This window comes from Massilia sp. IC2-476, from assembly GCF_020707295.1.
Classification (GTDB): Bacteria; Pseudomonadota; Gammaproteobacteria; order Burkholderiales; family Burkholderiaceae_D; genus Telluria.
In genome coordinates, this window is the sequence record NZ_JAJFER010000003.1 from 423973 (window position 1) to 449809 (window position 25837).

General features: G+C 66.6%; 21 protein-coding genes. 12 read left to right on the forward strand and 9 right to left on the reverse strand.

What is annotated here, in order from left to right:
- Positions 1 to 8: 8 nt before the first annotated feature.
- Genes LK539_RS10925 through LK539_RS10945 form a run of 5 tightly spaced genes read right to left on the reverse strand, consistent with a single transcriptional unit; the run spans position 9 to position 5866 of the window.
- Entirely contained in the window at positions 9 to 1145 is a 1137-nt protein-coding gene (locus LK539_RS10925) for a DegT/DnrJ/EryC1/StrS aminotransferase family protein (protein WP_227800937.1), read from the reverse strand.
- Positions 1146 to 1155: 10 nt separating this feature from the next.
- Complete coding sequence (locus LK539_RS10930; protein ID WP_227800938.1) at positions 1156 to 1758, reverse strand: acyltransferase; 603 nt, start codon at positions 1756 to 1758, stop codon at positions 1156 to 1158.
- A gap of 1 nt (position 1759) precedes the next feature.
- Complete coding sequence (locus LK539_RS10935; RefSeq protein WP_227801143.1) at positions 1760 to 2821, reverse strand: Gfo/Idh/MocA family protein; 1062 nt, start codon at positions 2819 to 2821, stop codon at positions 1760 to 1762.
- 47 nt (positions 2822 to 2868) lie between these two features.
- Positions 2869 to 4197 (reverse strand): nucleotide sugar dehydrogenase, encoded by a 1329-nt coding sequence (locus LK539_RS10940; RefSeq protein WP_227800939.1) that lies wholly within the window; start codon positions 4195 to 4197, stop codon positions 2869 to 2871.
- Between the two features lie 37 nt (positions 4198 to 4234).
- Positions 4235 to 5866: a polysaccharide biosynthesis protein gene (locus LK539_RS10945; protein ID WP_373889531.1), complete on the reverse strand. Its 1632-nt coding sequence runs from the start codon at positions 5864 to 5866 to the stop codon at positions 4235 to 4237.
- Here LK539_RS10945 and LK539_RS24545 point away from each other — a divergent pair.
- Positions 5829 to 6191 carry a hypothetical protein gene (locus tag LK539_RS24545; protein ID WP_373889532.1) on the forward strand — a complete coding sequence of 121 codons (363 nt, stop codon included), beginning with the start codon at positions 5829 to 5831 and terminating at the stop codon, positions 6189 to 6191. The genes LK539_RS10945 and LK539_RS24545 overlap by 38 nt on opposite strands.
- Positions 6192 to 6579: 388 nt before the next feature.
- Here LK539_RS24545 and LK539_RS10950 read toward each other — a convergent pair whose 3' ends face one another.
- A complete protein-coding gene (locus LK539_RS10950; RefSeq protein ID WP_227800941.1) occupies positions 6580 to 7545 on the reverse strand; it encodes an N-acetylmuramoyl-L-alanine amidase-like domain-containing protein in 966 nt (321 codons plus the stop codon).
- Positions 7546 to 7814: 269 nt separating this feature from the next.
- Here LK539_RS10950 and LK539_RS10955 point away from each other — a divergent pair, with 269 nt between their 5' ends.
- From LK539_RS10955 to LK539_RS10985, 7 genes are all read left to right on the forward strand, one after another.
- Entirely contained in the window at positions 7815 to 10778 is a 2964-nt protein-coding gene (locus LK539_RS10955) for a TonB-dependent receptor (protein WP_227800942.1), read from the forward strand.
- Between the two features lie 290 nt (positions 10779 to 11068).
- The gene (locus tag LK539_RS10960; protein ID WP_227800943.1) at positions 11069 to 11230 is read left to right on the forward strand and encodes a hypothetical protein; all 162 of its coding nucleotides are present in this window, start codon (positions 11069 to 11071) and stop codon (positions 11228 to 11230) included.
- A 44-nt stretch (positions 11231 to 11274) separates the two neighbouring features.
- Complete coding sequence (locus LK539_RS10965) at positions 11275 to 11448, forward strand: hypothetical protein (protein WP_227800944.1); 174 nt, start codon at positions 11275 to 11277, stop codon at positions 11446 to 11448.
- A 177-nt stretch (positions 11449 to 11625) separates the two neighbouring features.
- Positions 11626 to 11997: a LiaI-LiaF-like domain-containing protein gene (locus tag LK539_RS10970; RefSeq protein WP_227800945.1), complete on the forward strand. Its 372-nt coding sequence runs from the start codon at positions 11626 to 11628 to the stop codon at positions 11995 to 11997.
- Positions 11994 to 12743 carry a LiaI-LiaF-like domain-containing protein gene (locus LK539_RS10975; RefSeq protein ID WP_227800946.1) on the forward strand — a complete coding sequence of 250 codons (750 nt, stop codon included), beginning with the start codon at positions 11994 to 11996 and terminating at the stop codon, positions 12741 to 12743. Before LK539_RS10970 ends, LK539_RS10975 begins: the two co-directional genes overlap by 4 nt.
- 13 nt (positions 12744 to 12756) lie before the next feature.
- On the forward strand, positions 12757 to 13845 hold the full coding sequence (locus tag LK539_RS10980; protein WP_227800947.1) for a histidine kinase: 1089 nt from the start codon (positions 12757 to 12759) through the stop codon (positions 13843 to 13845).
- Positions 13833 to 14561: a LytTR family DNA-binding domain-containing protein gene (locus tag LK539_RS10985; protein WP_227800948.1), complete on the forward strand. Its 729-nt coding sequence runs from the start codon at positions 13833 to 13835 to the stop codon at positions 14559 to 14561. The genes LK539_RS10980 and LK539_RS10985 overlap by 13 nt, the downstream gene beginning before the upstream one ends.
- Here the strand turns inward: LK539_RS10985 and LK539_RS10990 are convergent.
- The 3 genes from LK539_RS10990 to LK539_RS11000 all read right to left on the reverse strand — a co-directional run bounded on the left by LK539_RS10990 (position 14558) and on the right by LK539_RS11000 (position 19304).
- The gene (locus tag LK539_RS10990) at positions 14558 to 16810 is read right to left on the reverse strand and encodes an ATP-dependent DNA helicase (protein WP_227800949.1); all 2253 of its coding nucleotides are present in this window, start codon (positions 16808 to 16810) and stop codon (positions 14558 to 14560) included. The genes LK539_RS10985 and LK539_RS10990 overlap by 4 nt on opposite strands.
- The gene (locus tag LK539_RS10995) at positions 16807 to 18462 is read right to left on the reverse strand and encodes a VRR-NUC domain-containing protein (protein ID WP_227800950.1); all 1656 of its coding nucleotides are present in this window, start codon (positions 18460 to 18462) and stop codon (positions 16807 to 16809) included. The genes LK539_RS10990 and LK539_RS10995 overlap by 4 nt, the downstream gene beginning before the upstream one ends.
- A 98-nt stretch (positions 18463 to 18560) precedes the next feature.
- Entirely contained in the window at positions 18561 to 19304 is a 744-nt protein-coding gene (locus tag LK539_RS11000; RefSeq protein ID WP_227800951.1) for a hypothetical protein, read from the reverse strand.
- Between the two features lie 92 nt (positions 19305 to 19396).
- Here LK539_RS11000 and LK539_RS11005 point away from each other — a divergent pair, with 92 nt between their 5' ends.
- From LK539_RS11005 to LK539_RS11020, 4 genes are all read left to right on the forward strand, one after another.
- On the forward strand, positions 19397 to 20239 hold the full coding sequence (locus tag LK539_RS11005) for a M15 family metallopeptidase (protein WP_227800952.1): 843 nt from the start codon (positions 19397 to 19399) through the stop codon (positions 20237 to 20239).
- Positions 20240 to 20336: 97 nt separating this feature from the next.
- Entirely contained in the window at positions 20337 to 24086 is a 3750-nt protein-coding gene (gene tssM, locus LK539_RS11010; protein WP_227800953.1) for a type VI secretion system membrane subunit TssM, read from the forward strand.
- A complete protein-coding gene (gene tagF, locus LK539_RS11015) occupies positions 24086 to 25051 on the forward strand; it encodes a type VI secretion system-associated protein TagF (RefSeq protein ID WP_227800954.1) in 966 nt (321 codons plus the stop codon). The genes tssM and tagF overlap by 1 nt, the downstream gene beginning before the upstream one ends.
- The gene (locus LK539_RS11020) at positions 25048 to 25800 is read left to right on the forward strand and encodes an OmpA family protein (protein WP_227800955.1); all 753 of its coding nucleotides are present in this window, start codon (positions 25048 to 25050) and stop codon (positions 25798 to 25800) included. The genes tagF and LK539_RS11020 overlap by 4 nt, the downstream gene beginning before the upstream one ends.
- Positions 25801 to 25837: the final 37 nt, after the last annotated feature.

The following is a 25837-nucleotide window of genomic DNA, read 5'->3' on the forward strand; positions in this document are numbered from 1 at the left end:
ATATCCGCTCAGGCGGCCTTTTCGCCGGACTGTACCTGCAGCTGCGCCAGTCCCTGGCCCAGGGCCTGGACCACGCGGTGTGCGCTGGCGCGGTCTAGGTAGGGACCCATGGGCAGGCTCAGCACTTCCTGGGCGAGGCGCGCGGCGACCGGACAGCCGCCGGGGGCGGCCCAGTGCGCGTAGGCGGGCTGGCGGTCGATCGGGACCGGATAGTGGACGGCGGTCGGGATCCCGGCCGCATGCAGGACTTCCTGCAGCTGCTCGCGCTGGGGCGGCCGCACCCGCAGCGTGTACTGGGCGTAGACGCTGGTCCGGTCCGGGCGGCAGCCGACCGGCGCGAGTGCCTCCCCGAGCGTGCCCAGCAGGTCGTCATAGCAGGCGGCGGCGCGCTGGCGCTGCTCGATCTCCCACTCGAAGCGCTCGAGCTTGGCCAGCACGATGGCGCATTGCAGCGTGTCCATGCGTCCGCCGACCCCGATACGGGTATGCACATAGCGGCGCGATTGCCCGTGCACGCGGATTTCGCGCATGGCCGCCGCTAGGGCATCGTCATTGGTGAACAGGGCGCCGCCGTCGCCGTAGCAGCCGAGCGGCTTGCTCGGGAAGAAACTGGTACAGCCGATGGTCGACAGGTTGCAGCTCTTGCGCCCGCGGTAGCTGGCGCCGAAGCTCTGGGCGGCGTCTTCGATCACGGCCAGGCCGTGGCGTTCGGCGATGACGTTGATCTCGTCCATGTCGGCCGGCTGGCCGTACAGCGAAACGGGAATAATGGCGCGCGTGCGCGGCGTGATGCGCTGTTCCAGCAGGTGGTGGTCGAGGTTGCAGGTATCGGGCTGCACGTCGACGAATACCGGTGTGGCGCCCAGCAGCACGATCGCCTCGGCGGTGGCGATGAAGGAAAACGGCGTGGTGATGACTTCGTCGCCCGGCTTGACGCCCAGCGCCATCAGGGCGATCACCAGCGCCTCGGTGCCGGAGGACACGGTGATGCAGTGGCGCGCGCCGCTGAAGGCGGCCAGGCGGCCCTCCAGCTCGGCCACTTCCGGTCCCATGATGTACTGCCCGTGGTCGAGGACGGCCTGGATGCGGGCGTTGATCAGTTCGCGCGAAGCGAGGTATTGCAGTCTGAGATCGGTGAAATCCATGGGGGCCTCGTCAGGGTTGGACGGCGGCGCGCTCGAGGCGGCAGACGCCTTCATGCAGCAGGTACAGGTCGCCGGTGTGCGGGCAGCGCGCCTCGGCCGTGTGCGTGCCGCCCGGCAGCGGCAGGTCCAGGCGCTCGCCGAAGCGGCTGATCCAGCCGATCTGGCGCGCCGGCACCCCGGCCACCAGGGCGAAAGCGGGCACGTCGCGGTTGACCACGGCGCCGGCGGCGACGAAGGCGTATTCACCCACGGTGACCCCGCACACGATGGTGGCGTTGGCGCCGATGGTGGCGCCGCGCCGCACCAGCGTGCGCCGGTATTCGTGCTTGCGGGTCACGGCCGCGCGCGGGTTGTAGACGTTGGTGAACACCATGCTGGGACCGCAGAAGACGTCGTCCTCCAGGGTGACGGCGTCATAGATGGAGACATTGTTCTGGACCTTGACCCCGGTGCCGAGCACGACGTCGTTGCCGACGAAGACGTTCTGGCCCAGCGAACAGTCGCTGCCGATGCGCGCGCCAGCGCAGACGTGGGCGAAGTGCCAGACCCGGGTGCCGTCGCCGAGCTCGGCGCCGTGGTCGACAATGGCGCTGGAATGGATGACGATCGCCATGTCAGTACTCCAGCGGCAGGGCGATGCGCTTGCCGTCGCGGGCCGAGCGGTAGGCCGCCACCAGCACTTCGAGCGACTTCAAGCCTTCGCGACCGTCGGTTTCGGGCTCGGCCTCGCCGCGCAGCACCTTGATCACGTTGTCGTAGTAGAGCGGGTGGCCGAAGCCGTACACCGAGGTGGTCTGGTAGCTGGCGTCGCGGATGCGCTCGTCGTCCGGGTCGGGTGCGGCGAATTCCCACTGCTGTACTTCGTTGACGGCCACCCCGCCGATGCGCGCGGTGCCGTGCTCGCCGAGGATGGTGATCGAGCCTTCCATGTTGCGCGGGTAGGTCAGCATCGTCACGTTCATCGAGCCGAGCGCGCCGTTGCGCCAGCGCAGGCTGATCACGCCGGTGTCCTCGACCTCGATGTCGCGCGCCAGCGTCGCCGTATAGGCTTGCAGGCTTTCCACCGGCCCGACGATCCAGTCGATCAGGTCGACATAGTGGCTGGCCTGGTTCATGAAGGCGCCGCCATCGAACTCCCAGGTGCCGCGCCATGTGGCGCTGTTGTAGTACTCGTCGGGCCGGGTCCAGAACACGTTCAGGTTGACCATGTAGATGCGCCCGAAGCGCTTCTTCTCGACCGCGCTCTTGAGCAGCTGCAAAGTGCCGTTGCGGCGGTTCTGCTTGACCACGAACAGGCGCACCCCGGCCGCGTCGGCGGCGGCGACCATGGCCTTGCCGTCTTCCCAGCGCGTGGCCATCGGCTTTTCGGTGACGACGTGGCGGCCGGCGCGCGCTACCTGGATCGCCTGCTGGGGATGCAGCCCGGATGGGGTACACAGCACGAAGGCGTCGGCCTCGCATTCTTCCAGCATGCGGTCAAGGCTGCGCCAGGCGCGGGCGCCGGTGGCGCCGGCGGCGGCTTCGAGGGCGCGCGGGTCGACATCGCAGACACCCACCAGCTCGCAGCGATCGTGGTGCTCGCGCATGGCGTTCATGTGGTTCTTGGCAATGCGGCCGCAGCCGACCAGGGCAAAGCGGATCTTGCGGTCGAGAATGGCAGGGGGGTAGGAATGCATCGTGTTCTCCGGCGTGGTTCGGGTGCTCATGCGGCGCTTCTCGTGGTTCAGGCCTTGACGACGTTCGGCAGGCGCTCCGTGTAGACCCCGCGGGTGTCGACGATCAGGTTGGCGTACTGGCGCACCAGCTCGTAGTCGAAGGCGCTGTGGGCAGTGGCCACCAGCACCACGTCATAGGACGCGATCGCGTTCGGGCTCAAGGGCACGCTGGAGAGTTCGAAGCGGTGTTCGCGCATGCGCGGGAACACCGGCACGTGGGGATCCGAGTAGTCGACGGTGGCGCCCTTGCGGCGCAGGATCTCCATCAGGGCCACCGAGGGCGATTCGCGCATGTCCTCGACGTCTTTCTTGTAGGCGATGCCCAGCACCAGCACGCGGCTGCCCATGATCGAGCGGCCGCGCTCGTTGAGGGCGTCGGCGACCTTGCCGATCACCCAGTGCGGCATGTCGCTGTTGATCTCGCCGGCCAGCTCGATGAAGCGGGTGTGCACGCCGTATTCGCGCGCCTTCCAGGTGAGGTAGAAGGGATCGATCGGGATGCAGTGGCCGCCCAGGCCGGGGCCCGGGTAGTAGGGCGTGAAGCCGAAGGGCTTGGTGGCGGCGGCGCGGATGACCTCGTGGATGTCGATGCCTATGCGGTCGGCAATGATCTTCATTTCGTTGACCAGGCCGATGTTGACCGCGCGATGGATGTTTTCCAGCAGCTTGGTGAGCTCGGCGGCGCGGGTCGAGCTGACCGGCACCACGCGGTCCACCGCGGCCCGGTACAGGGCCAGCCCCGCTTCCAGGCAATTGGGCGTGGTGCCGCCGCATACTTTGGGAATGGTGCGGGTCTGGAAATCGGGGTTGCCCGGGTCTTCGCGCTCGGGCGAGAACACCAGGAACAAATCGCGCCCGACCGTAAAGCCGCGCGACTCCAGGCGCGGGCGCAATTCTTCCTCGGTGGTGCCGGGGTAGGTGGTGCTTTCCAGCGAGACCACCTGGCCTTCGCGCACATAGGGCAGCAGGGCGCTGACGGTGCCCAGCACATAGGACAGGTCGGGTTCGCGGAAGGCGTTCAAGGGGGTCGGCACGCAGATGATCAGGGCATCCGGCTCTCCGGCGCGAGTGAAGTCCGCCGTGGCCTCGAAGCCGAGTTCGCGCGCCGCGCCGATCGCGCGGGCGTCGATGTGCTTGATATAGCTTTCCCCGCGGTTCAAGCGCTCGACCTTGTCGGTATCGATGTCGATCCCGAGCACCTTGAAACCCTGCGCGGCGTAGCAGAGGGTCAGCGGCAGGCCGACGTAGCCCAGGCCCACGATGCCGATCACGGCGGTGCGGTCGCGCAGCTTGGCCAGCAGCTGCTCCAGGTGTGGGGAGGTGTTCTCGTCGCGCATGTGTTTCCTCGTCGGTCAGTGGCGGTAAAGGGAAATGTCAGATACGGAAAGGCACGAATTTCTTGATCAGGCTGGGGGACTGGGTGTCGGCCACGAGAGGCGGCGCGACATCGGGGGTGGCGGGCACGTATTCGGCGACGATGGCCTTGACCATCGATTCGATGGTGCCGCGCTCATGGGTCTCGCAGGCCATCATCAGGCAGGTGATGCAGGTTTCCAGCACGCTGGGACGCAGCGCGCTTTCCTTCATGCGCATGATGCGGGGGTGCTCGCTGGGGAAGACGGTGCCCTCGGTCAGCAGTTCCTCGTGCAGTTTTTCGCCCGGGAACAGGCCGACGAACTGGATCTCGATGTCGCCGCGCGGGTTTTGCGGGGTGCGCTCGGTCAGGCCGGACATGGCGATCATGGTGCGCGCCAGGTCGACGATCTTGACCGGCTCGCCCATGTCGAGCACGAACACGTCGCCGCCCTTGGCCATGGCGCCGGCCTGGATCACCAGCTGGGCCGCCTCGGCGATCAGCATGAAGTAGCGCGACACCTCGGGGTGGGTGATGGTCATCGGCCCGCCGCGCGCGATCTGGCGCTGGAACAGCGGGATCACCGAGCCGGACGAGCCCAGCACGTTGCCGAAGCGGACCATGCAGAAGGTGGTGTGGGCGCCGTGGCGCACGGCGGCCGCCTGGAAGATCAGCTCGGCGATGCGCTTGCTGGCGCCCATGATGTTGGTCGGACGCACCGCCTTGTCGCTGGAGATCAGCACGCAGGTCTCGACCCGGTGGCGGGCCGCGGCGCTGGCCACCACCTGGGCACCGATCACGTTGTTGCGCAGGCCCTCGACGATGTTGGCCTCGACCAGGGGCACGTGCTTGTAGGCGGCGGCGTGGTAGATGGTGTCGACCTTGCCGTCGCGCAGGATGCGCTCGACCAGTTCGTGGTTGCAGACCGAGCCGAGGTGGGCGTGGATGGCCAGCCCCGGGAAGCGCGCGGTCAGCTCCTGGCGAATGGTATACAGGGCGTATTCGGAGTGATCGAGCAGGTGCAGCTCGTGCGGCGTGAGGGTGACGATCTGGCGGCACAGTTCGCTGCCGATGGAACCGCCGGCGCCGGTGACGAGCACGTTCTTGCCGCGCACGCAGCGGGCGAACAGGTCGAGCCGCGGCGGCACCGGTGGACGGCCCAGCAGGTCCTCGAACTTGAGTTCGCGGATCGAGCCGCGCGCCGGCGGCCGGTCGTCGGCCAGGTCGACCAGGCGGCTCAGGATCTTGACCGGGACCCCGGCCTGGCCCAGGCGCTGCATGATGTCGCGCAGGCGCTCCGGCGACACCGAGGGCAGGGCGATAACAATGGTGCGGATGCCCTGGGACGCGACCAGTTCGGCCAGGCGTGTAGTGTTGAACACGCGCAGCCCGGCGATGGTGCGCTCGTTCAGGGCGCGCTTGTCGTCGAAGAAGCAGACCGGACGGTATTCGTCGCTGTGGCGCATCGCCTGCACCAGGCGCGCCCCGGCCTCGCCAGCGCCATAGACGGCGACCGCGTCGGAGGTGGACGAGCGCCGCCCGCCATGGGCGCGCAACAGGTTGCGCAGGCCGATGCGCGAAATGACGACATAGGAAAACACCACGAACCAGTAAATGGCGAGCGCACTGCGCGGGAAACGCGGCTCGTTCATGATGATTAATACGACATACACGCACAAGATGGCAAAGGCGAGTGCGGCGCCGGTGAAACTCAATAATCGCTGGTCGATAAAACGGATAACCGCGCGGTATAAATCGGATACCGAAAAAGCGGCGATCGTCACCACGGCCACCAGCGCATACGAGGCCGGTCCGAAATTCTTCGCGAGCTGCAAATCGCCGCCACGCAATATCATCGCAATCAGAAAGCAGACCGGTAATGCCAGCAAATCGGCCGTGACCATCATGGCGATCTTGCTGGTGCGGCTCATCGACACCATTCGTACGCAAAGCTGTCTGAAAAGATCGGCGCTGTAATTGGACATGGCAATCCGCTGCTGGTTAGGATGGGTGAAATGCCGTGATAGCGAATGCAAACGCATTCCTGTAATGGGAGTTATCCGGATCTTTATTCGGAAAATAAGTAAGGTAGTTTTGTAAATTTATTATCTGGCGTCCACTCCTAATGGAGTTTGACCTGACTCAACGGCAGCAAGTGAATTAATTTGAAATGCCGGAAAAATAATGCTAGGAAATGAAATTTGGAAATAAATCGATTATTTAATTTCCATCGATTATTTAATTGATGAGCTGACCGGAATCGCGCCGCGCCGGAGGCGGGGAAGAAAAGGGAGGGGGAATAAAAAACGCGCCGTCGATGCGGCGCGTGTGGAGGGGCGGATACCGGCCTGGCCGGCGCCGGGATTCAGGCTGCAGGCCGTCCCGGGCGCGGCTGCGGCGCCATCGGCGGCACCGTGATCTGTTCGTTCAGGCGCAGGAACTTGAAGCCGGCCAGCACCTGGCCCGGCTTGCCTTCGCGAGCGTTGCGCGCTTCGCGCTCCGCGGCGCGCGCGATGAAGGACGCAAACGTCTCTTCGCGCACCTGCGGCGCCTGCGAATGCAGCAGGCGGCGTTCGCCATTGGGGCCCAGTACCACCAGGCCGACGTGCGAGGCCCAGTATTCGCCGTTGCGGGTCGAGATCACGTTCACGAAATCGCCTTCCTGCAGCTGGCCGGCGATCGCCGCCACCGCGTCCTTGGCCACATAGGCCTGGCGGCTGTTCTCGACCGGGATGTCGCGCACGGTATGGTGGCGGGTGCGCAGGAAGCGGGCGCGGTCTACCGTCATGGCATACGACGGTCCGTTCGGCCCGGCCAGTTCGGCGCTGACGTCGGTGACCAGCCAGCGGTTGGCCACGTTCCAGTCCATCTCGGTGTAGTGGTTGCGGGTAGCCACGCCGATCACGCCGTCGCGGTAGCGGATGCGCTGCAGCATCCAGAAGAATTCCTCCCAGGACTGCGACAGCGCCATCGCATAGGTGTGTTCCGCAAACACCACGCAGTCGCTTTCCTTCAGGCTGAACAGCGGCAGGTTGTCGTGCACTTCATACGGGAATTCACCCAGCAGGTGCAGGGAATAGGGCTGGCCAAGGTTCTTGCGCCCGATCGCAGCGATGCGCTTGCGCAGGTCTGGTTCGCTCGTTTGCATGTGGGCGATGTAGCGGCCCGCTTCCTGCGGCGTCATCTGGTACAGCGGCTTGTTCAGCACGGTGGCGAGCGGGATGTCGGCCGGCTGCGTAACGGGGGCGGGAGGCTGTGGGGCGGTGGTGGCGCAGCCGGCAAGGGCGGCGCCGGCCAGCAGCAGGCTGACGAGACGGAGGGGGCTAGGCACGGCGGTAGGCATGGTCGGAATGGCACTCGTGACGGTGGAAGATAGCCCTCACGCTACTGCCGCGTGCGCGCGATAGGCCAATGAAATTATGTTTATTCCGTATAACTTTTGCAATAGCTGCATATGTACATTCCTGGAAGTTATATAGGCGCGAACACAAGTGATTATTCAGCAAGCCTGCATTTAATCAATACTCCGAGAATGGCAGCGATGGCGCCTGCCATCCCCAAGCTGCACATTAAAAGCTATAAAACACCAGGAGAGACTCTATGTTCAAGCAGAAGCCGCTCGCAGCGGCCGTTTCAATGGCGGTGTGGAGCCTCGCGGCCATGCCTGCGATGGCGCAGGATGCACCGTCCGGCCAGGTCCAGACCGTCGAAGTGACTGGTATCCGCGCCTCGATGGCGAAATCGCTGGCCGTCAAGCGCGACTCGTCCGCCAACGTTGAGGTGATCACCGCCGAAGACGTGGGCAAGATGCCGGACAAGAACCTGGCCGATTCGCTGCAGCGCCTCGCCGGCGTGGCCGTGCGTACCGACTACGACGAAGCCGAAAAAGTCGCCATGCGCGGCACCAACCCGGACCACACCCTGATTCTGTTCAACGGACACACCGTTTCCGGCGGCGACTGGTACGTCGCCGACCAGCTGTCGAGCAGCCGTTCGACCAGCCTGTCGCTGATGCCGTCCTCCGTCCTGAATCAGGCCGTGGTTTACAAGACCTCGCAGGCCAACATCGTCGACGGCGGCATGGCCGGCACCATCAACGTCAGCACCCGCAAGCCGCTGGCCCAGAAAGAGCGCCTCACCGGCGTCGTCAACATCGGCGGCGTGTACTCGGAACTGCCTGGCAAGGCGGCGCACGACACCAATGCCTCGATGAACTGGAAGAACGAATCGAACACCTTCGGTTTCATCCTGCAGGGCTTCGCCGAAAAGCGCCACGTTCGCCGCGACTCGGCCTCGCGCTTCGCCTACGCGGGCGGTAGCGGCTGGGACGTGATCAACACCTCCACCATGCTGGGCATCACCGACGCGTCGCTGGCCGGCACCGGCTACAAGGCCTCGGATCTGAACGGCGTGCGCATTCCGGGTTCGATGAGCACGGAATTCGTTGAAGGCGTGCGTGACCGCAAGGGCGGTATGTTCTCGGCCCAGTTCAAGCCGAATGCCGATCTCGACATGACCCTGACGGGCTTCCATTCGGAGATGAAGGCGAATAACTTCGGCCGTCTGAATGCCGGCGCCATGTTCAGCATGCTTCGGGGCCAGGGCGGCGTGCAGGGCGCCGCCACGCCGACCGATTCGAACGGCCAGCGCGTCTATGCCCAGATCAAGAATCCGGTGATCGTGACCGAGCGCACCCTGTACGGCCACGAGCTGAAGGTGCTGAAGGCGGCTGACATCGTCTATCCGACGGGCACCACCCCACAGTACATCGGCGAGACCGAGGGCGCCTACCGCGACGGCGCCAAGGCTACCTCCGCCTTCCTCGACCTCGACGTCAAGTACCGCGTGAGCCAGGACCTGACCGTCAAGGGCCTGCTGTCGAGCACCAAGGGCGTCGGCCAGACCGCGCTCGACCAGGGCTTGACCTACACCCGCTATGGTACCGGTGTGCGCTACGCCCTGGGCGGCCTGCACGATGCGCCTTTCGTCCAGTATCTGGGCACCGGCCCCAACGTCCCGGGCCGTAACGCCGACGGCAGCGGCTTCGTGCTGACCGGTCGCGCCGCGTCGGGCGTGAAGACCACCGACAAGGAAAACAGCATCAACATCGATGCCGAGTACCGCCTCGATAACGCCTTGGTCAGGTCGCTCGAATTCGGTGCACGCCATGCCGATCACCGCCGCGACAGTGCGCGCCGCTTCCCGCAACTGCGCACCGCTAATCTGAACGACAATGCGCCGACTTCGGCGTCGAGCTTCATTCCCTATCCGTCGGACTTTGGCGCGGACCTGGACGGCCCGGCGGGCTGGGACAACACCAGCTGGACCCTGACGCCGGAAGCGATGAAGGCCTACTTCGCGGCCAACTACAAGCCGACGAACGCCGACTGGGAACGTCGCGTGTCGACCGAGCTCGATATGCGCGAGCGGCAGAGCGCCGCCTACATCATGGGTAACCTGGAAGGCGAACGCTGGTCCGGTAACCTCGGCCTGCGCTACGTGCGCACCAAGGTCAACGCTGCGGTGCCGTCGCCGATCCCGGTGGGCCTGTGCCCGCGTACCGAACCGGGCAAGCCAGCCACCACCTGCGCAGCGGTGCCGGGCGCGATCACCACCACCAGCGATGGCGTGCAGTACTACGACGGCGTGCCCTTCAACCCGCTGGCCGGCGTGATGTACTACAAGGAAGCGAAGGAAAGCACCTACGGCAATCTGCTGCCGAGCCTGAACATCCGCTACGAACTGGACAAGGACCAGATCCTGCGCTTCGGCGCCAGCAAGACCCTGTCGCGCCAGAACTACAACCTGCTCGGCGCCGGCTACGGCTCGCCGACCTGCACCGACGGTTTCTGCCAGGTCACAGGCCCGAATCCGAACCTGGATGCGCTGGTGTCGAAGAACCTGGACCTGTCCTACGCCTGGTACTTCGCACGCCGCTCGATGGTGGGCGTGAACCTGTTCGCGTCGAACATCGAAGGCTACGCCAAGACGGGTATCGCCGGCCAGGACGTGGTGCAGCTGCTCGACCCGCGCGACAACACCATCAAGAACTTCGCGGTCAACTCGGCCTCGACGCAGGATGCCCGCATCCGCGGCATCGAGCTGATCTACGAACAACCGTTCGGCAGCAGCCCGTTCGGCTTCACCTCGAACTTCAGCAAGTCGAAGACCAAAGTCGCGGATGGCCGTCCGATGGTGGGCGCGTCGGAATACGCTGCTAACCTGGGCGTGTACTTCGAGAACGACAAGCTGTCGGCACGCGTGGTCGCCAATTACCGCAGCGAGTACATCAACACCTCGACCGCGCCGGCGCCGAACGCGAACAGCCAGGGCCTGTCGACCATCAACGGCATCCTGATGCCGGTCGCACCGACCATGGCCGCACCGGTGACCACGCTGGCGTTCAACATGAGCTACAACCTCATGCCGAACCTGGTGCTGTCCTTTGATGCGACCAACCTGACCAACGTGAAGCGCGCCTACTATCGCTACAGCGAAGAAGAGCAGCAGAAGCTGGACGTCACCGGCCGCATCTTCTACCTGAACCTGAAGTACCGCTTCTGATTCCCGTGTAGATCCGTGTAAGGGGAGCTTCGGCTCCCCTTTTTCATGTTTGCTCGAGGCTGTTTTCCATGAGCGCCCGTTCCCTTGTAGGAGACGGCCTATCGAAAAATGTGCGGCACCTAACGGTGGCTGATGCAGCCCAGCCTTACCATGGAGTCGTCCGAGTGAGGCACCTGTGCGATAAACGCACGGCGCCAACAGCTCGACAGGTTAGCCGGTCGCCTCGAGGACCGGCACCAATTCCGGGCCGCTGCTCCGTGCAGAGGCCCCCAACGGTAGCGGAGGCCGCCATGTCCGAGATCAAGCATCCCCCCAAGCACCTGGTACGCGAATACCTCGAGCGCCGCGCGCGCGACAGTGCGCCGCCACCGACGCCGGAGGAAATCCGCCGCCAGCTCGGCTGGGGCATGCTGATGCCGTCCGATCTCAAGATGGGCAGCAACCGCTCCTAATCCCTCCGCGCCAGGACGGCGCGGCCACCACACAGGAGACGTTCATGACCAAGAGCATCGGCAACAAACACGAAGCACAACACCGCGGCAAGAAAGAGCGACTCGAGATCCGCCGCACCAACATCGCGCGCGAAGCCGTGAAGATGGCCGAGGCCCGCGCCAAATACCGCAACCAGGTCAAGGGCCGTCCGCAGATGGACCTGTCGGCATCGGCCTGATACGCGACCGCAGTCTGCCCAGCTGGCCCGCCTCCATGGCGGGCTTTTTTTTGCGCCGTCCGCCGAATTCTTCTCCATTCGCCGCTTCCCCGCCGCCATTCACCGAAAGGCGCTTTCCCCGCAGCTTGCCCATCCGCTATCGTGTGTCCATACCAACCACACACGAGGAGTCACGCAATGCATACCGAAGACGCATACAGCGGGCGCAAACAGGCAGTCTGGGGCATCCTGATGATCGCCTTCGGCACGTTCTTCCTGCTCGACCGCATGGATTTTCTTGACGCCGAGACCTACTGGCATTACTGGCCGCTGGCGCTGGTCATCGTCGGCCTCACCCAGCTTGCCGGTTTTCCGAAGCCGCGCGACATCGGCAACGGCCTGTGGTCGATCTTCATCGGCCTGTGGCTGTACGCCTGCCTCGGACACGTGTACGGCCTGACTTTCCGCAACAGCTGGCCGCTGTTCATCCTGGCCTGGGGCGTCAAGCTGGTGTGCCAGCCTTTCATCGAACGCCGCCTGGCAGCCAATACCCCGGAGAGCAAGCAATGAGCAAGGAATTCCAGACCAAGGACGCTTATCCGTCCAAGCCACCGGTACCAAAAAAACCGGTCAGCAGCCAGGTCGTGCTCGGCCTGCTGGTGATCCTGGCCGGCGTCCTGTTCCTGCTCGATAACCTGCACATCCTCGACCTGCACCGTGCGGTGTCGTTCTGGCCGGTGGTGTTCATCATCGTGGGCACGGTCAAGCTGCTGGACACCCAGACCCGCGGCGGCCAGATCCTGGGCGGCGTCTTCATCGCCGTGGGCGCCCTGATGATCCTGGACCGCCTGGACATCATCGACTTCAACGTGCACACCCTGTGGCCGCTGTTCTTCATCGGCTTCGGCCTCTACACGCTGTACAAGGCGCGCACCGGGCAGCGCCTGATCCAGATCGACGGCGTCAAGGACGAGAAGGACCTGGGCGGCAGCGGCGTGATGAACGTCAACGCGATCCTGGGCGGCATCGAGCGGCGCGTGTTCACCCCGGATTTTCGCGGCGGCGAAGTCAGCGCGGTGATGGGCGGCTGCGACCTCGACCTGCGCAACTCCTCGATCCAGGGCGAAGCCGTGGTCACCGTGTTCGCCTTCTGGGGCGGCGTCACGCTGAAGGTGCCGCCCGACTGGACGGTGGTCCTGAACGGCACGCCGATCATGGGCGGCTTCGAGGAAAAGACCGCCATTCCGCCGGACGACAGCAAGCGCCTGATCGTGCGCGGCTACGCGATCATGGGTGGCGTCGAGGTTCGCAACTGATGGGGGGCGCACGGTGAGCGGCGGGTTCTGGGCGCGGCGCAGCGTCGCGCTTTACCTGCTGGCCTGGCTGATGCTGGGCGTGCTGCTGGCGGGGCTGATCGTCGCCACCAGCGAGGCGTCCACCGCCGCCAGCCTGCTGTTCGCGCTGCCGCTCGCCCTGTTCTACGCCTGTGCCTGCGGCTTTTCAGCCTACTACCTGTGCCGTGCCTACCCGCTGGCGCAGCGCAGGTTGCGTGCGGTCCTGACCGTGTTCCTGTTCAGCGGCTTGAGCGCAGCGCTGCTGTGGTGCGCGGCGGGCAGCGCCTGGGCCGCACTGTGCCGGCTGCTGCTGGGACAGGAGGGCGCGGTCATCTTCAACCGTCCGTTCGCGGCGGTGATGCTCGGGATCGGGGTGCTGCTGTACTGGATGACCGCGGTGGCGCACTACCTGGCGCTCGAATTCGAACGGGCGCGCCGCGCCGAGACCCGCGCGCTGGAATCGCGCCTGCTGGCCCAGGACGCCGAACTGCGCATGCTGCGCACCCAGATCGATCCGCACTTCCTGTTCAACAGCCTGAATTCGATCAGCGCCCTGACCGCGATCGACGCCGGCCGGGCCCGCGACATGACCTTGCAGCTGGCCGGTTTCTTTCGCCAGACCCTGGGTCTGGAAGCGCACCGCAAGGTGAGCCTGGGCGAGGAGCTCGCCCTGGTCGAATGCTTCCTGGCGATCGAACAGGTGCGCTTCGGGCCGCGCCTGGCCTTCGCCCACGAGGTGGGCGAGGACGCCAGGGAGTGCCTGCTGCCGCCGATGATCCTGCAGCCGCTGGTGGAGAACGCGGTCAAGCACGGGATCGGCCAGCTGCTCGATGGCGGTATGATTCGTATTGACGCCGAGCGTGCCGGTTCGCTGCTGCGCATCCGGGTCGGGAACGACGCCGATCCGGACGGCGCGGGCGCGCAGGGCGAAGGCCGGGGCATCGGCCTGGTCAACGTACGCCAGCGCCTGGCGGCGGCCTATGGCAGGGAAGCCAGCGTGCACTGGGCACGCGAGAACAACACATTCCGGGTGCAGCTGGTGCTGCCCGCGGAGACGGAAAGAGACCTGAGATGCGAGTACTGATCGTCGACGACGAACACCTGGCGCGCGCGCTGCTGCGCGAATACCTGGCCGCCCATGCCGACATCGAGATCGTGGGCGAATGCGCCAACGGCTTCGAGGCGGTCAAGGCGATCGGCGAACTCGATCCCGAGCTGGTCTTCCTCGACATCCAGATGCCCAAGCTCGACGGCTTCGAGGTGGTCGAACTGGCGGGCGCCAAGCCGCACTATGTCTTTGCCACCGCCTACGACCAGTACGCCCTCAAGGCCTTCGAGGTGCATGCGATCGACTATCTGCTCAAGCCCTTCAGCCGCGAACGGCTGGCCCAGGCGCTCGATCATGCCAGGGCCCGCCGGCCGCAGGAAGGGCAGGTGGAAGCACTGGTGAGCGAGGCGGCGCAGCGGCGTGGCTACCTCGAACGCGTCCTGATCAAGGATGGCGCGCGTGTGCACGTGGTGCCGGCATCGACCATCGATTACATCGAGGCGCAGGACGACTACGTGCAGGTGACGGCGGCGGGCAAGGCGCATCTGAAGCACCAGCGCATGGCGGAACTGGAAAGCCAGCTCGACCCGCAGGTGTTCATCCGCATCCACCGTTCCTACATCGTCAACGTGGGCGCGATCGCCCGCATCGAGCCAAGCAGCAAGGACAACTACTGCGCCGTGCTGAAGGACGGAACCAAACTGCCGATCAGCCGCAGCGGCTACCAGAAGGTGCGCGAGCTGATGCGCTAGGCCGTGGCTGCGTCCACCTTCCACCAGGCCGGCAACAGGGCCCGCACGTCCGGGCGGCCGAAGCGGTCATCGATCAGCCACACCACGCCACGGTCGGTTTCGGTGCGGATCACGCGGCCGGCCGCCTGCACCACCTTCTGCATGCCGGGATACAGGTAGGTGTAGTCGTAGCCGGCCCCGAACATGGCTCCCATGCGCTCGCGCAGCTGCTCGTTGACCGGGTTCACCTGCGGCAGTCCGAGCGTGGCGACGAAAGCGCCGATCAGGCGCTCGCCCGGCAGGTCGATGCCTTCGCCGAAAGAGCCGCCCAGCACCGCGAAGCCCACACCCTGGCCCCCTGGCGTGAAGCGATCGAGGAAGGCGGTGCGCTCCGCCTCGCTCATGCGTCGTTCCTGGCGCCAGGCCGGCACGTCCGGGTGACGCGCCTCCAGCTGGGCCAGCACCTGTTCCATGTAGTCGAAGCTGCTGAAGAAGGCCAGGTAGTTGCCGGGACGCTCGCGGTACTGGGTCGCTACCAGGTCGGCGATCGGCGCCAGCGAAGCGGTGCGGTGCTGGTAGCGGGTCGAGATGCCGCCGGCGATGTGCACTTCCAGCTGGCTGGCGCTGAAGGGCGAGGCGACGTCCGCCCAGGCGGTATCCGCCGGCATGCCGATCAGGTCGCAGAAATAGTGCCAGGGGCTGAGCGTGGCCGAGAACAGGGTGACGGAGCGCGCCAGCGCGAAGCGCGGCGCTAGGTAAGGCGCCGGCACGACATTGCGGATGCTGATCACGGAATCCCTCACCCCGGCGCGCGTGAGGTCGCACAGCGAATGCTCGCCAAAGGATTCGGCCAGGCGCAGGAAGGCCAGGGCATCGAAGTGAAAGCGCTGCAGTTCGGGGTCGAGCGGTCCCGGGAATTCGGCCAGGAAGTCGTTGACGGTGCTGGTGGCGTTCTGCAGCGCGTCGAGCAGCTTGCCCGGCACCTCAGGCAGCACCTGGTAGGGCGCGGGCGCTTCCTTGTCGACGCCGGTCCAGGCGCGCCCGACCCGCTCCAGCGCCTTCTTCACGATTTCCGGCGCCTCGGCGCGCGCGGCGCGAAGAAGCGTGCGGTCCAGCTCCACGCTGTACATCGAGCGGGCGCGCGAGACCATGTTGTGGGCTTCGTCGACCAGCACGCTGGCGCGCCAGCCGTTGGCCAGCGCCAGCGCGTACAGCATGGCGCCGCCGTCGAAATAATAGTTGTAGTCGCCAACCACCACATCGGCCCAGCGCGCCATCTCGCTGCCCAGGTAATAGGGGCAGACATCGTGGGCCAGTCCGACTTCGCGCAGGGCTTCGCGGTCGAGCAGCGCCACCTGCGCCGCGGCGGCGCGTGCTGCGGGGAGGCGGTCGTAGAAGCCTTTCGCGAGCGGGCAGGCGTCGCCCTGGCAGGCCTTGTCGGGATGTTCGCAGGCCTTGTCGCGCGCGGTCAGTTCCAGCACGCGAATTGGGATCGTGGAGCCGGCGCCCAGGCTGGTGCAGGCGTCCAGCGCCAGGCGCCGGCCCGGCGTCTTCGCAGCCAGGAAGAAGACCTTGTCGAGCTGCGCCGAGGGCATGGCCTTCAGGACCGGGAACAGGCTGCCGACGGTCTTGCCGATGCCGGTCGGCGCCTGCGCCAGCAGGCAGCGCCCGCTGGTATTGGCGCGGTAGATGTTTTCCGCCAGCTGGCGCTGGCCGGGTCGGAACTCGGCATGCGGGAAGCGCAGGTTAGCGAGGGCGCCGTCGCGCGTCGCGCGGTGCGCTGCTTCCTGGGCGGCCCAGGCCGAGAAGCGCTCGCACAAGCCGACGAACAGCGCGGCCAGCGCTGCCGCATCCTGAGTCTCGCGCAGCACGGTTTCCTGGCCGCTGCCGATCTCGTAATAGACCAGGGCCAGGTTGACGCTTTCCAGCCCGAGCTGGCGGCACAGCAGGTGGCCGTAGACCCGCACCTGGGCCCAGTGCAGGTGGCGGTGGTTGTCGGGAATGGAGGTGAACTTGCCGCGGTAGGTCTTGATCTCTTCGATCAGGTTGTCGTCCGGATCGTAGCCGTCGGCGCGCCCGCGCACGTGCAAGTCTCCCCAGCTGCCTTCGAGCGCCACCTCGGCTCGGTAGTTCTCGCCGCGCCGCCCCTGCACGACGGCATGCCCGGCGATGCCTTCCTGGGCGGTGGGCGAGGGCGTGAAGCGCAGGTCGAGGTCGCCCTGCTTGGCAGTGAATTCGCACAGCGCGCGCACCGCGACGCTATAGGTCAAGCCGCCTGCTCCCACTGCAGGTAGCACACCGCCACCGGCATGCCGTGGGCGGCGCAGTAATCGATCCAGCGCAGCTGGTTGTCCTGCAGGCGGTCGCCCGGACCCTTCACCTCGATCATGGTGTAGCGGCCCTCGTTCGGCCAGAACTGGATCAGGTCCGGGAAGCCCGTGTGATTGGCTTTCACGTCAGCCAGGATACGCTCGCACCACTTGCGCAGGTGGGCGGCCGGGATGCAGGCCAGCGCCAGCTCCAGCAGTTCTTCCGTCAGGGCGCCCCAGTACACGAAGGGCGAGGAAATGCCGGCCTTTTCCTGGTAATTGCGGCGGATGGTGTCGCGGTAGCGGCCGTCGTCCAGCTCGGCCAGGCAGGCCGCGAATTCATTGGCGCGGCGCTGGTGGAAGTCCGGGCTGTTCAGGTCGGCCGGGCCGCGGTGGAAAGGGTGGAAGAACGCGCCCGGGATGGCCGCGAACACGGCGCGCCAGCACAGCAGGCCGAACAGGGAATTGGCCAGCGCATTCTCGACGTAGAACACAGGCGCGTCCTCGCGCGCCAGGTGCTCGCGCACCACGCCTTCGACCCACCAGTCGCCGCCCGGCATCGGCAGGCACAGGTCGAGGCGCTCGATGGCGGCGGCGCGCCTCGCCGGCAGCCGCGCGTGGCCCAGGCGGCGCGCCAGGCGCGGCCCGATGCGCGAGAGGTGCTGGCGCTCGGCCTCGCTCTCGGGCGCGGCCTGGGCCAGCTGGTACAGGGCGTAGGCGTCGTCGAAGCGCTCGTGCTTTTCCAGCACCCTGATCGCCCGTCCGCGCGCGCCGGGGAAGCGGCAGCCCGTGTACACGGCATGCGCATTGTCCCAGTCCTTCAGTTTTTCAAAACCCTGACCGATCTGGAACAGCAGCTTTTCGCGCCGGCTCACCAGCCAGTCGTTGTCGAAGACATGCGAGGGCAGGTCGCGCAGCACTTCGTCCAGCGCTTCGCCGGCGTAGAACCGTTCCTTGCAGTCGTGCAGGCGCAGGTAGTGTTCGACGTCGGCGCGCGAGCGGAAGCCGCGTGAAGCCTGGGAGAGTTCGACCTGCTCGAAGCGGAACATGCCGAGGTCGGACAGCACGAACTCGGTCCAGTCCTGGTGCAGGTTGCCAAAGAAGATCAGGCGCAGCCGGTCGCACAGCGGCTTGACCAGGATGCGCAAGGCGAGGTCGCCGCACTTGGGGTGCCACTGCGAGAAGGGCTGGCCGTCAAGGCACGCGGGGCGCAGGGCTTCCAGCTGGTCGCCCTTGCGCGCGTTCTTCTGCTGCAGCGTAGCCAGCTGTGGACCGAAGGCGTCGGCGATCTCGGGCTTGGAGAGCAGCTCAAACAGTTCGTCGAGCGAAACCACGGGATCGGCCTCGACCCAGCCGGTGCCCAGCAGGTGGCTGGAGGCCTCGACCGGGCAGCCGATTTCCGCATAAATGAGTTTGCTGGCCCGGAACAGGTGCCCCTTGCGCATGACCATCCGGACGAACAGCGCGCGTGCATTCTGCGGCAGCGCGGGAAAGGCCGCGATGAAAGCGAGCTCCTCGTCGACCAGCAGGTCGCGGTAACGCTCGCCGATCCAGTCGAGGACGCGCTGGAAGTTATCCAGATAATAAAACTCGTTTTCCAGTACCCTGATCATGTCGTGACGCTACCTGTGCTTATGTACAGTATAGCGCCACCGAGCATTTGCAACCCAGCAGTATCGCGATTTTTACGGGCCTTGCGGACTTTTCGCCACTACTGGCGTGGCGGACGAGCCTGGCAGTTGTCATTCGGGCACAGCAGCTCGGTCATCTGCGAGTTCTGCGGCGCATGCCCGTTGGCATGCACGATGACGGCCGAGATCAACGCGACGTCGGCATCCACCGCCGGCTCGCCGGGTTTGGCCGGGGGCGCGCTGCGCGGGGCTTTTGGCGCCGCCGGCTTCGGGGCGCTTTTGGCCGCCAGCACAGGCTTGGGTCGGGGCGCCGGCGCGGCCTTCGCTTCGACCGGGGCGACGACAGCCGGGCGAGGGGCGGGCGCGCTACGGGCCGCCCCTTGCGGCGATGTCGCGGCCGGGACGGGCACGCGCACCGGCGCGGTCTTGTCCTGTGCGGGCTTGAGCAGGCGCAGCGGCGGCACGGCGTCGGAAGCCGGCGCCTGGTCGACGATGACGGCCGCTTGTGGTGGTCGCACCTCGGGAGGGGCCATGGCGACCTGCAGCAGGGCTGGTGCGTTTGGCGCCGGCAGGTCGGATGACTTGACGGCCTCGGCCAGCACCGCGTCCTGCACGTCCGGCCGGCGGCCGTCGTTGTTGGCAGCCAACCACACCAGCGCCCCGGTCAGGCTGAGCGCCAGCAGGGCACTGGCGCCATACCACACCAGCCGCGGGCCGGATGATGTGCGGGCGCCACGCTTGCGCGCCGGTTCGCGTTCGAGCATCGCCAGGATGCTGTCCTCGCCGGACGTGCTGCGTCGCGGCGACATCAGGTTCGGACGCATGGACGGGGATTGATTTTCGTCTGTAGGCCGCACGGCATTACTCCTAAGATTGGTTCTCTCAATTCTGATTAGAAACAATCTTGGGGGAAGCGATGCTGATTTTTCTCGCCCTTCTGTACTTTTGTCTGGCGACTGCTGCAATCTGGCTGGCGCTGTTCCCGTCCGGCCGCGCCGTGCTGGCGCGCGCGCTGTTCCTGCTGCGCCAGCGCTTTGCCCAGCGCGCGCTCGGCTGGCAGATCGCCGGCACCCGCTACGCGGGCGCGATGCGCAGCGAGATCCCGCGCGACATCCGTGGCAGCATCCTGCGCTTCGTCGGGCGCCACCGCATCGCCTGTGCGATCGGCGTGCCGGCGATCCTGATTCCCTCGCTGCTCGCGCTGGCCCTCAGCAGCCCGGCCATGCTGCCCGTGTACGAGAGCGAAACGACGGTCCCGGACGCCCAGGTGGCGGCCCTGCTGCAGGGCGAGCGCCTGGTGCCGCCCGTAGCGTTGCCGCCGATGGCCTTTACCACAGCGGAAGTGGAACTGGTGCGGCCAATGCTGGTGAGTGCCAGCCGCAACTGGGGCCTGCTGCATCCGGACTTCAGCCAGCGCCTGCTGCTGGCCTTCAAGATCATGAAAGAAAAGCACGGCTACGAAATGGCGCTGCTGGAAGGCTACCGCAGCCCGGCGCGCCAGGACGAGCTGGCCAAGGCCGGCAGCCACGTCACCAATGCGCGCGCCTTCCAGAGCTGGCACCAGTATGGCCTGGCCGCCGACTGCGCGTTCTGGCGCGACGGCAAGCTGGTGATCTCGGAAAAGGACCCCTGGGCCATGCGCGGCTATCAGTTGTATGGCGAAGTGGCCGAATCGCTCGGCCTGACCTGGGGCGGGCGCTGGAAGATGATGGATTTTGGCCACACCGAGCTGCGGCTGCGCGGAGTCATGCAGCGCTGAGCACCGGACAAGCCTTGCGCCGTCGCAAGTATTGCCCGGCGGCCCCGTGCGAGCATTTCCTTTAGAACACTCCTATAAACCAACCTCCGCTCCCGCCATGGCACGAATCTGGCAGTTACTGACCGACAGCCGCGTGCTGGTCGCGATCGGCATCGCCGCGCTTGCGGCTTGCCTCTTCATCGGCGCCGACATCCTCGGCATCGACCTCATCTGGGCCCCTATCGCCGGCCTGCTCCTGCTTGCCTGTTGGGGCGTGTGGTGGGCGGTGCGGCGCCACATCCGCGGGCGCATGGCCAGGCAGCTGGGCGAGGCCATCATCCCTGGCGAAGACCAGACTGCGGGCGGCGAGATGGCGGTCCTGCGCAAGAACATGCTGGAGGCGGTCGCCACCATCAAGACGTCCAAGCTGGGCCTGACGCGGGGCGCGGCGGCGCTCTACGAACTGCCCTGGTACATGATCATCGGGAACCCGGCGGCGGGCAAGAGCAGCGCCATCGCGCGCTCCGGCCTGACCTTCCCGATCCCCGGCAACAAGGCGCTGCAGGGCGTGGGCGGCACCCGCAACTGCGACTGGTTCTTTACCACCGACGGCATCCTGCTCGATACGGCCGGCCGCTATTCGGTGCAGGACGACGACCGCGCCGAGTGGTTCAGCTTCCTCGACCTGCTGAAAAAACACCGGAGCAAGGCGCCCATCAACGGCATCCTGATCGCCGTCAGCGTGGCCGAACTGGTGGCCGGACCGACCAGCGCCTCGCACGAGCTGGCCAAGAGCCTGCGCACCCGGGTGCAGGAACTGACCGAACGCCTCGGCGTGCATGCGCCGGTCTACGTGGTCTTCACCAAGGCCGACCTGGTGGCCGGCTTCACCGACTTCTTCGCCGACACCGAGCGTACGGAGCGCGACCGCATCTGGGGCGCCACGCTGCGTTACAACCGCCGCAGCGCGCCACAGGACGTGCTGGGCTTCTTCGACGAGCATTTCGACGAACTGTACGACGGCCTGAAGGAGATGAGCCTGGCGAGCATGGGCGCCAACCGCAGCACCCACATGCGGCCGGGCGTGTTCACCTTCCCGCTGGAGTTTGCGGCCATCAAGACGCCGCTGCGCGCTTTTCTGTCGACCCTGTTCGAAGAAAACACCTACCAGTTCAAGCCCGTGTTCCGCGGCTTCTACTTCACCAGCGCGCTCCAGGAAGGCAGTGTGCAGGACCTGTCGAGCAAGCGCGTGGCGAGCCGTTTCGACCTGGCGCTGCGCGAGCAGAAGGGCGGCGAGGTGGCCGAGCAGTCCGGCTACTTCCTGCTCGACCTGTTCCGCAAGGTGATCTTCGCCGACAAGGAGCTGGTCAAGCGCTATACCAATCCGAGCACGGCGCGCTGGAAGGTGGCGGCCTTCTTCGGGGCCACCATCCTGTTAGGCGCCGCGCTGGGCGGCTGGAGCTGGTCCTACATGGGCAACCGCCAACTGGTGGCCAACGTGCAGACGGACCTGGACAAGGTGGCCAGGCTGCAGGCCGGACGCGGCGACCTGCAGTCGCGCCTGGAAGCGCTGGACATCCTGCAGGACCGCATCGAGCAGCTCGACAAGTACCACCAGCAGACGCCGTGGGCGCTGGGCTTCGGCCTGTACCAGGGCGAGGCGCTGGAGCGCAAGCTGCGCGACGAGTATTTTGCCGGCGTGCGTGCCGTGATGGTGGAACCGGTGACGGCCGCGCTGGAAACCATGCTGGCTGAAGTCAACGCCAACGCGGCCCAGCTCACGCCAGCGGGCGGGCCGATCTCCGCGCCCGATTCGGCCGCGGCGCAGGCAACTGCGCCTTCCCAGACGAGTGGCCAGTACCAGAGCGTCTCCGCCACCAGCGTGGCCGACGCCTACAACGCCCTCAAGACCTACCTCATGTTGGGCGACAAGACCCGCGCCGAGCCCGGCCACCTGAACGACCAGCTGACCCGCTACTGGCGCACCTGGCTGGAAGCGAACCGCGGCAACATGCCGCGCGAGCAGATGATCCGCAGCGCGGAGCGCCTCTTGACCTTCCACCTGTCGCAGGTACAGGACCCGGCCTGGCCCCAGATGACGCTCAAACTCAGCCTGCTGGACAGCACCCGTGAGCACCTGCGCCGCGTGGTGCGCGGCACCCCGGCGCGCGAACGCGTCTACAACGACATCAAGACCCGCGCCGCGACCCGCTTCCCGGCGGTGACGGTGGCGCGCATCGTGGGCGAAGGGGATAGTGGCCTGGTGGCGGGCAGCCATGCGGTTTCCGGCGCCTTCACCCGGCAGGCCTGGAAAGACTACGTGCTGGGCGCCATCCGCGACGCCTCCAGCAGCGAAACCCAGAGCGACGACTGGGTGCTGAAGACCGCGTCGAAGAATGACTTGACCCTGGAGGGCAGCCCGGAACAGATCCAGAAGGCGCTGATCGACCTGTACAAAGCCGAGTATGCGCGCGAGTGGCTAAAGTTCGTGCAGGGCGTGTCGATCGCCGACCTGAAGGGCTTCGACGGCAGCGTGCAGGCCATGAACCGCCTGGGCGACCCGCAATCCTCTCCGATCGCCAAGCTGCTGCGCACGATCCACGACGAGACCGTGTGGGACAACCCGGGCGCGGCCGGGGCAGGCCTGTCCAAGACCGAGCGGACCTTCGCCGAGTGGTTCAAGGAAGTCATCCTGCGCCGCGCGCCGTCGGATGCGCGCACGCTGGCCAATGCGGTCGATCCCGCGACCCTGCTCGGCGCCCAGGGGGCTGGCCCGATCGGGCGCGAGTTCGCCGGGGTGGCGCGCCTGGTCGGGATCAAGGAAAAGGACGCCTCCCTGATGACCGGCTACCTGGATGCGCTCTCCAGACTGCGCACCCGCCTGAACGCCCTGAAGAACCAGGGCGACCCGGGCCCCGGCGCCAAGCAGTTCATGCAGCAGACCCTGGAAGGCAACGGCTCCGAACTGGCCGACGCGCTGCGCTACGTGGACGAGCAGATGCTGACCGGGATGAGCGACAGCCAGAAGGCGGCTCTGCGCCCGTTGCTGGTGCGCCCCTTGACCCAGACCTTCGCGATGATCGTGCTGCCCTCGGAGGCCGAGATCAACAAGACCTGGCAGGTGCAGGTGGTCGAACCCTTCCAGCGCACCCTAGCTGGCAAGTACCCGTTCGCTGCCGCCAGCGTCGAAGCCACGCCTGGCGAGATCGGCCAGATCTTCGGGCCGGACGGCGAGGTCGCCAAGTTCGTCAATACCGCCATGGGCCCGCTGGTGGTGCGCCGTGGCGACGTGCTGTCGGCGCGCACATGGGCCGACATCGGCATCACGCTCGCGCCCCAGGCGGTGAGCGGCTTCCCGGGCTGGATCGCCCCGCTGTCGTCGAAAGGCGTGGCTTCCGGCAGCGGCCCGCAGACCGTGTTCCAGATCCTGCCGCAGGCCGCGCCCGGCACCCTCGAGTACACGCTCGACATCGACGGCCAGCAGCTGCGCTACAAGAACACGGCCGCCAGCTGGACCAACATGGTGCATCCGGGACCGCAGGGCATGGCGGGCGTGCGGATCAGCGCCGTCACCTTCGATGGCCGCAGCGTCGAACTGCTCAACGAACCGGGGCAGGCCGGCCTGAAACGCATGATCGATGCGGCCCAGAAGAAGAAAAAGGATGGCGGCGTATTCGAGCTGCGCTGGAGCGCCGGCAACGTCGCGGTGACGGTGGACCTGAAGATCGTCAGCAGCGCGTCGGCCAACGGCAGCGGCGAGCAGAGCCAGGGTTTCCGCGGCCTGCGCCTGCCGACCACCATCGTCGGCCGCGCCCCCGACAGTCCGCCCGGCCAGCCGGCCCTGGCCAGCGTGAACGGAGGCCAGTGATGCGTGGCCCCGCTTCGGAACGGATCGGCTACTTCGGCAAGGTCCCGGCGCGTGCAGACTTCGTCAAGCTGGCCGATGACCCGGCCGCCATCGCGATGCTCGACCGCTGGCTGGCCCAGGTCATGACCCAGCTGGCCGAGGACGCGCGATGGCGCATCAACTACGACGCCATGCCGCCGGTCAGCTTCGCCCTGGTCGGCCCGGCGCGCCGCCACGCGATCGCCGGCCACCTGCTGGCCAGCCACGACCAGTCCGGGCGGCGCTTCCCTTTTCTCGCCGCGCGTACCCATGCGGTGGCGGACCCGGTCGCGTTCGTGACGCGCTGCCCGCTCGCCTTTGCGCCGCTGTGGAGTTTTCTCGAGTCGCGCTGCCCGCGCGTGTTGTGCGAGGCCGATCCGACGCCGCACCTGGCGGCGATCGCCGACGCCACCGTGGCGCTGGGCGAAGCCGAGCCGACGCTGTCGCAGCTCCTGGCCAACGGCACCGTCGGTTCGCTCGGGACGCTGCTGGGAGAGCGCCAGTTCGCGCGCATGGTGCTGGCGCTCGGCCTGCTGCTGCAGCCGGTGATGCACTCCCAGCCGGCCGAACTGCATAAAAGCCTGGTGCTGCCGCTGCCGAACGACGCCGCCGCGCGCTACCCGGTGGCCGCGTTCTGGCTGCAGCTGGTCGCGCCCTTCCTGCGCCGCGCCAGCTTCGACCTGGCGATCTTCATCACACGCCAGGAGGGCCGCCCGGTACTGGTGGTGGGCTTCTGCGCGGCGCTGGCCGAGACCCTGCGCGCCCTGGTCGACCCCCTGGTCGGCGCCGAGCAACAGGTGCGCCTCACCGACACCGGCTGGATCGACGAGCAGCTCTACATCGACCTCGATGTGCGCTCGCTGGCCAGCTACCTGGCCCAGTCCGACCTGCCGCTCGGCCTGGCGCGCGACATGTTCATGAAGACCTTCATCGGAGCCCAGACGTGAAACCTTCCGCCTTCATCGCCCTGGTCCTGCTGGCAGGCGCCGCCCATGCCCAGCAGGAGCCGCCGGTCGTCGTCAGCGGCACCGTCGCCGACGAAGCCACCCGCGCTGCGCTGATTGAGCGCCTGCGCAGCGTCTACGGCGCCGGACGCGTGGTCGACCAGCTCGCGGTCGGCACCGTGGCGGCGCCGGCCAACTGGAACGACTACGTGGCCCGGCTCATCAACCCGAACCTGAAGCTCATCAAGGGCGGCCAGCTCAAGGTCGACGGCAACAACGTCAGCCTGCGTGGCGACGTCGCCAACGAAGAACAGCGCCAGAAAATCGCCGGCGACATCGCGGCCAGCCTGAATCCGACCTATACCGTCAACAACGGCCTGCGGGTGACCGTGTCGCAACAGGGCGTGCTCGATGCGGCGCTGGCCAACCGGATCATCGAGTTCGAGTCGGGCAAGGCGACCCTGACCGAGGCCGGCATGGCGGTGCTGGACCAGATGAGCGAGGCCATGCAGAAGATCAAGGGCGTGAAGGTCGAGGTGATCGGGCATACCGACAACGCGGGCTCGCGTGCGGGCAACCTGTCGCTGAGCCAGGCGCGTGCGGAAGCGGTGAAGGCCTATGTCGTCGGGAAGGGGATTGCCGCAGAGACGATCGCGGTGTCGGGTGAGGGGCCGGATCGGCCGGTGGCGGATAATCGGACGGCGGAGGGGAAGGCGAGGAATCGAAGGATTGAGTTCAAGGTGATTCAGTAGGTTTGCATGCGAACTTGGATCCCGGCCTGCGCCGGGA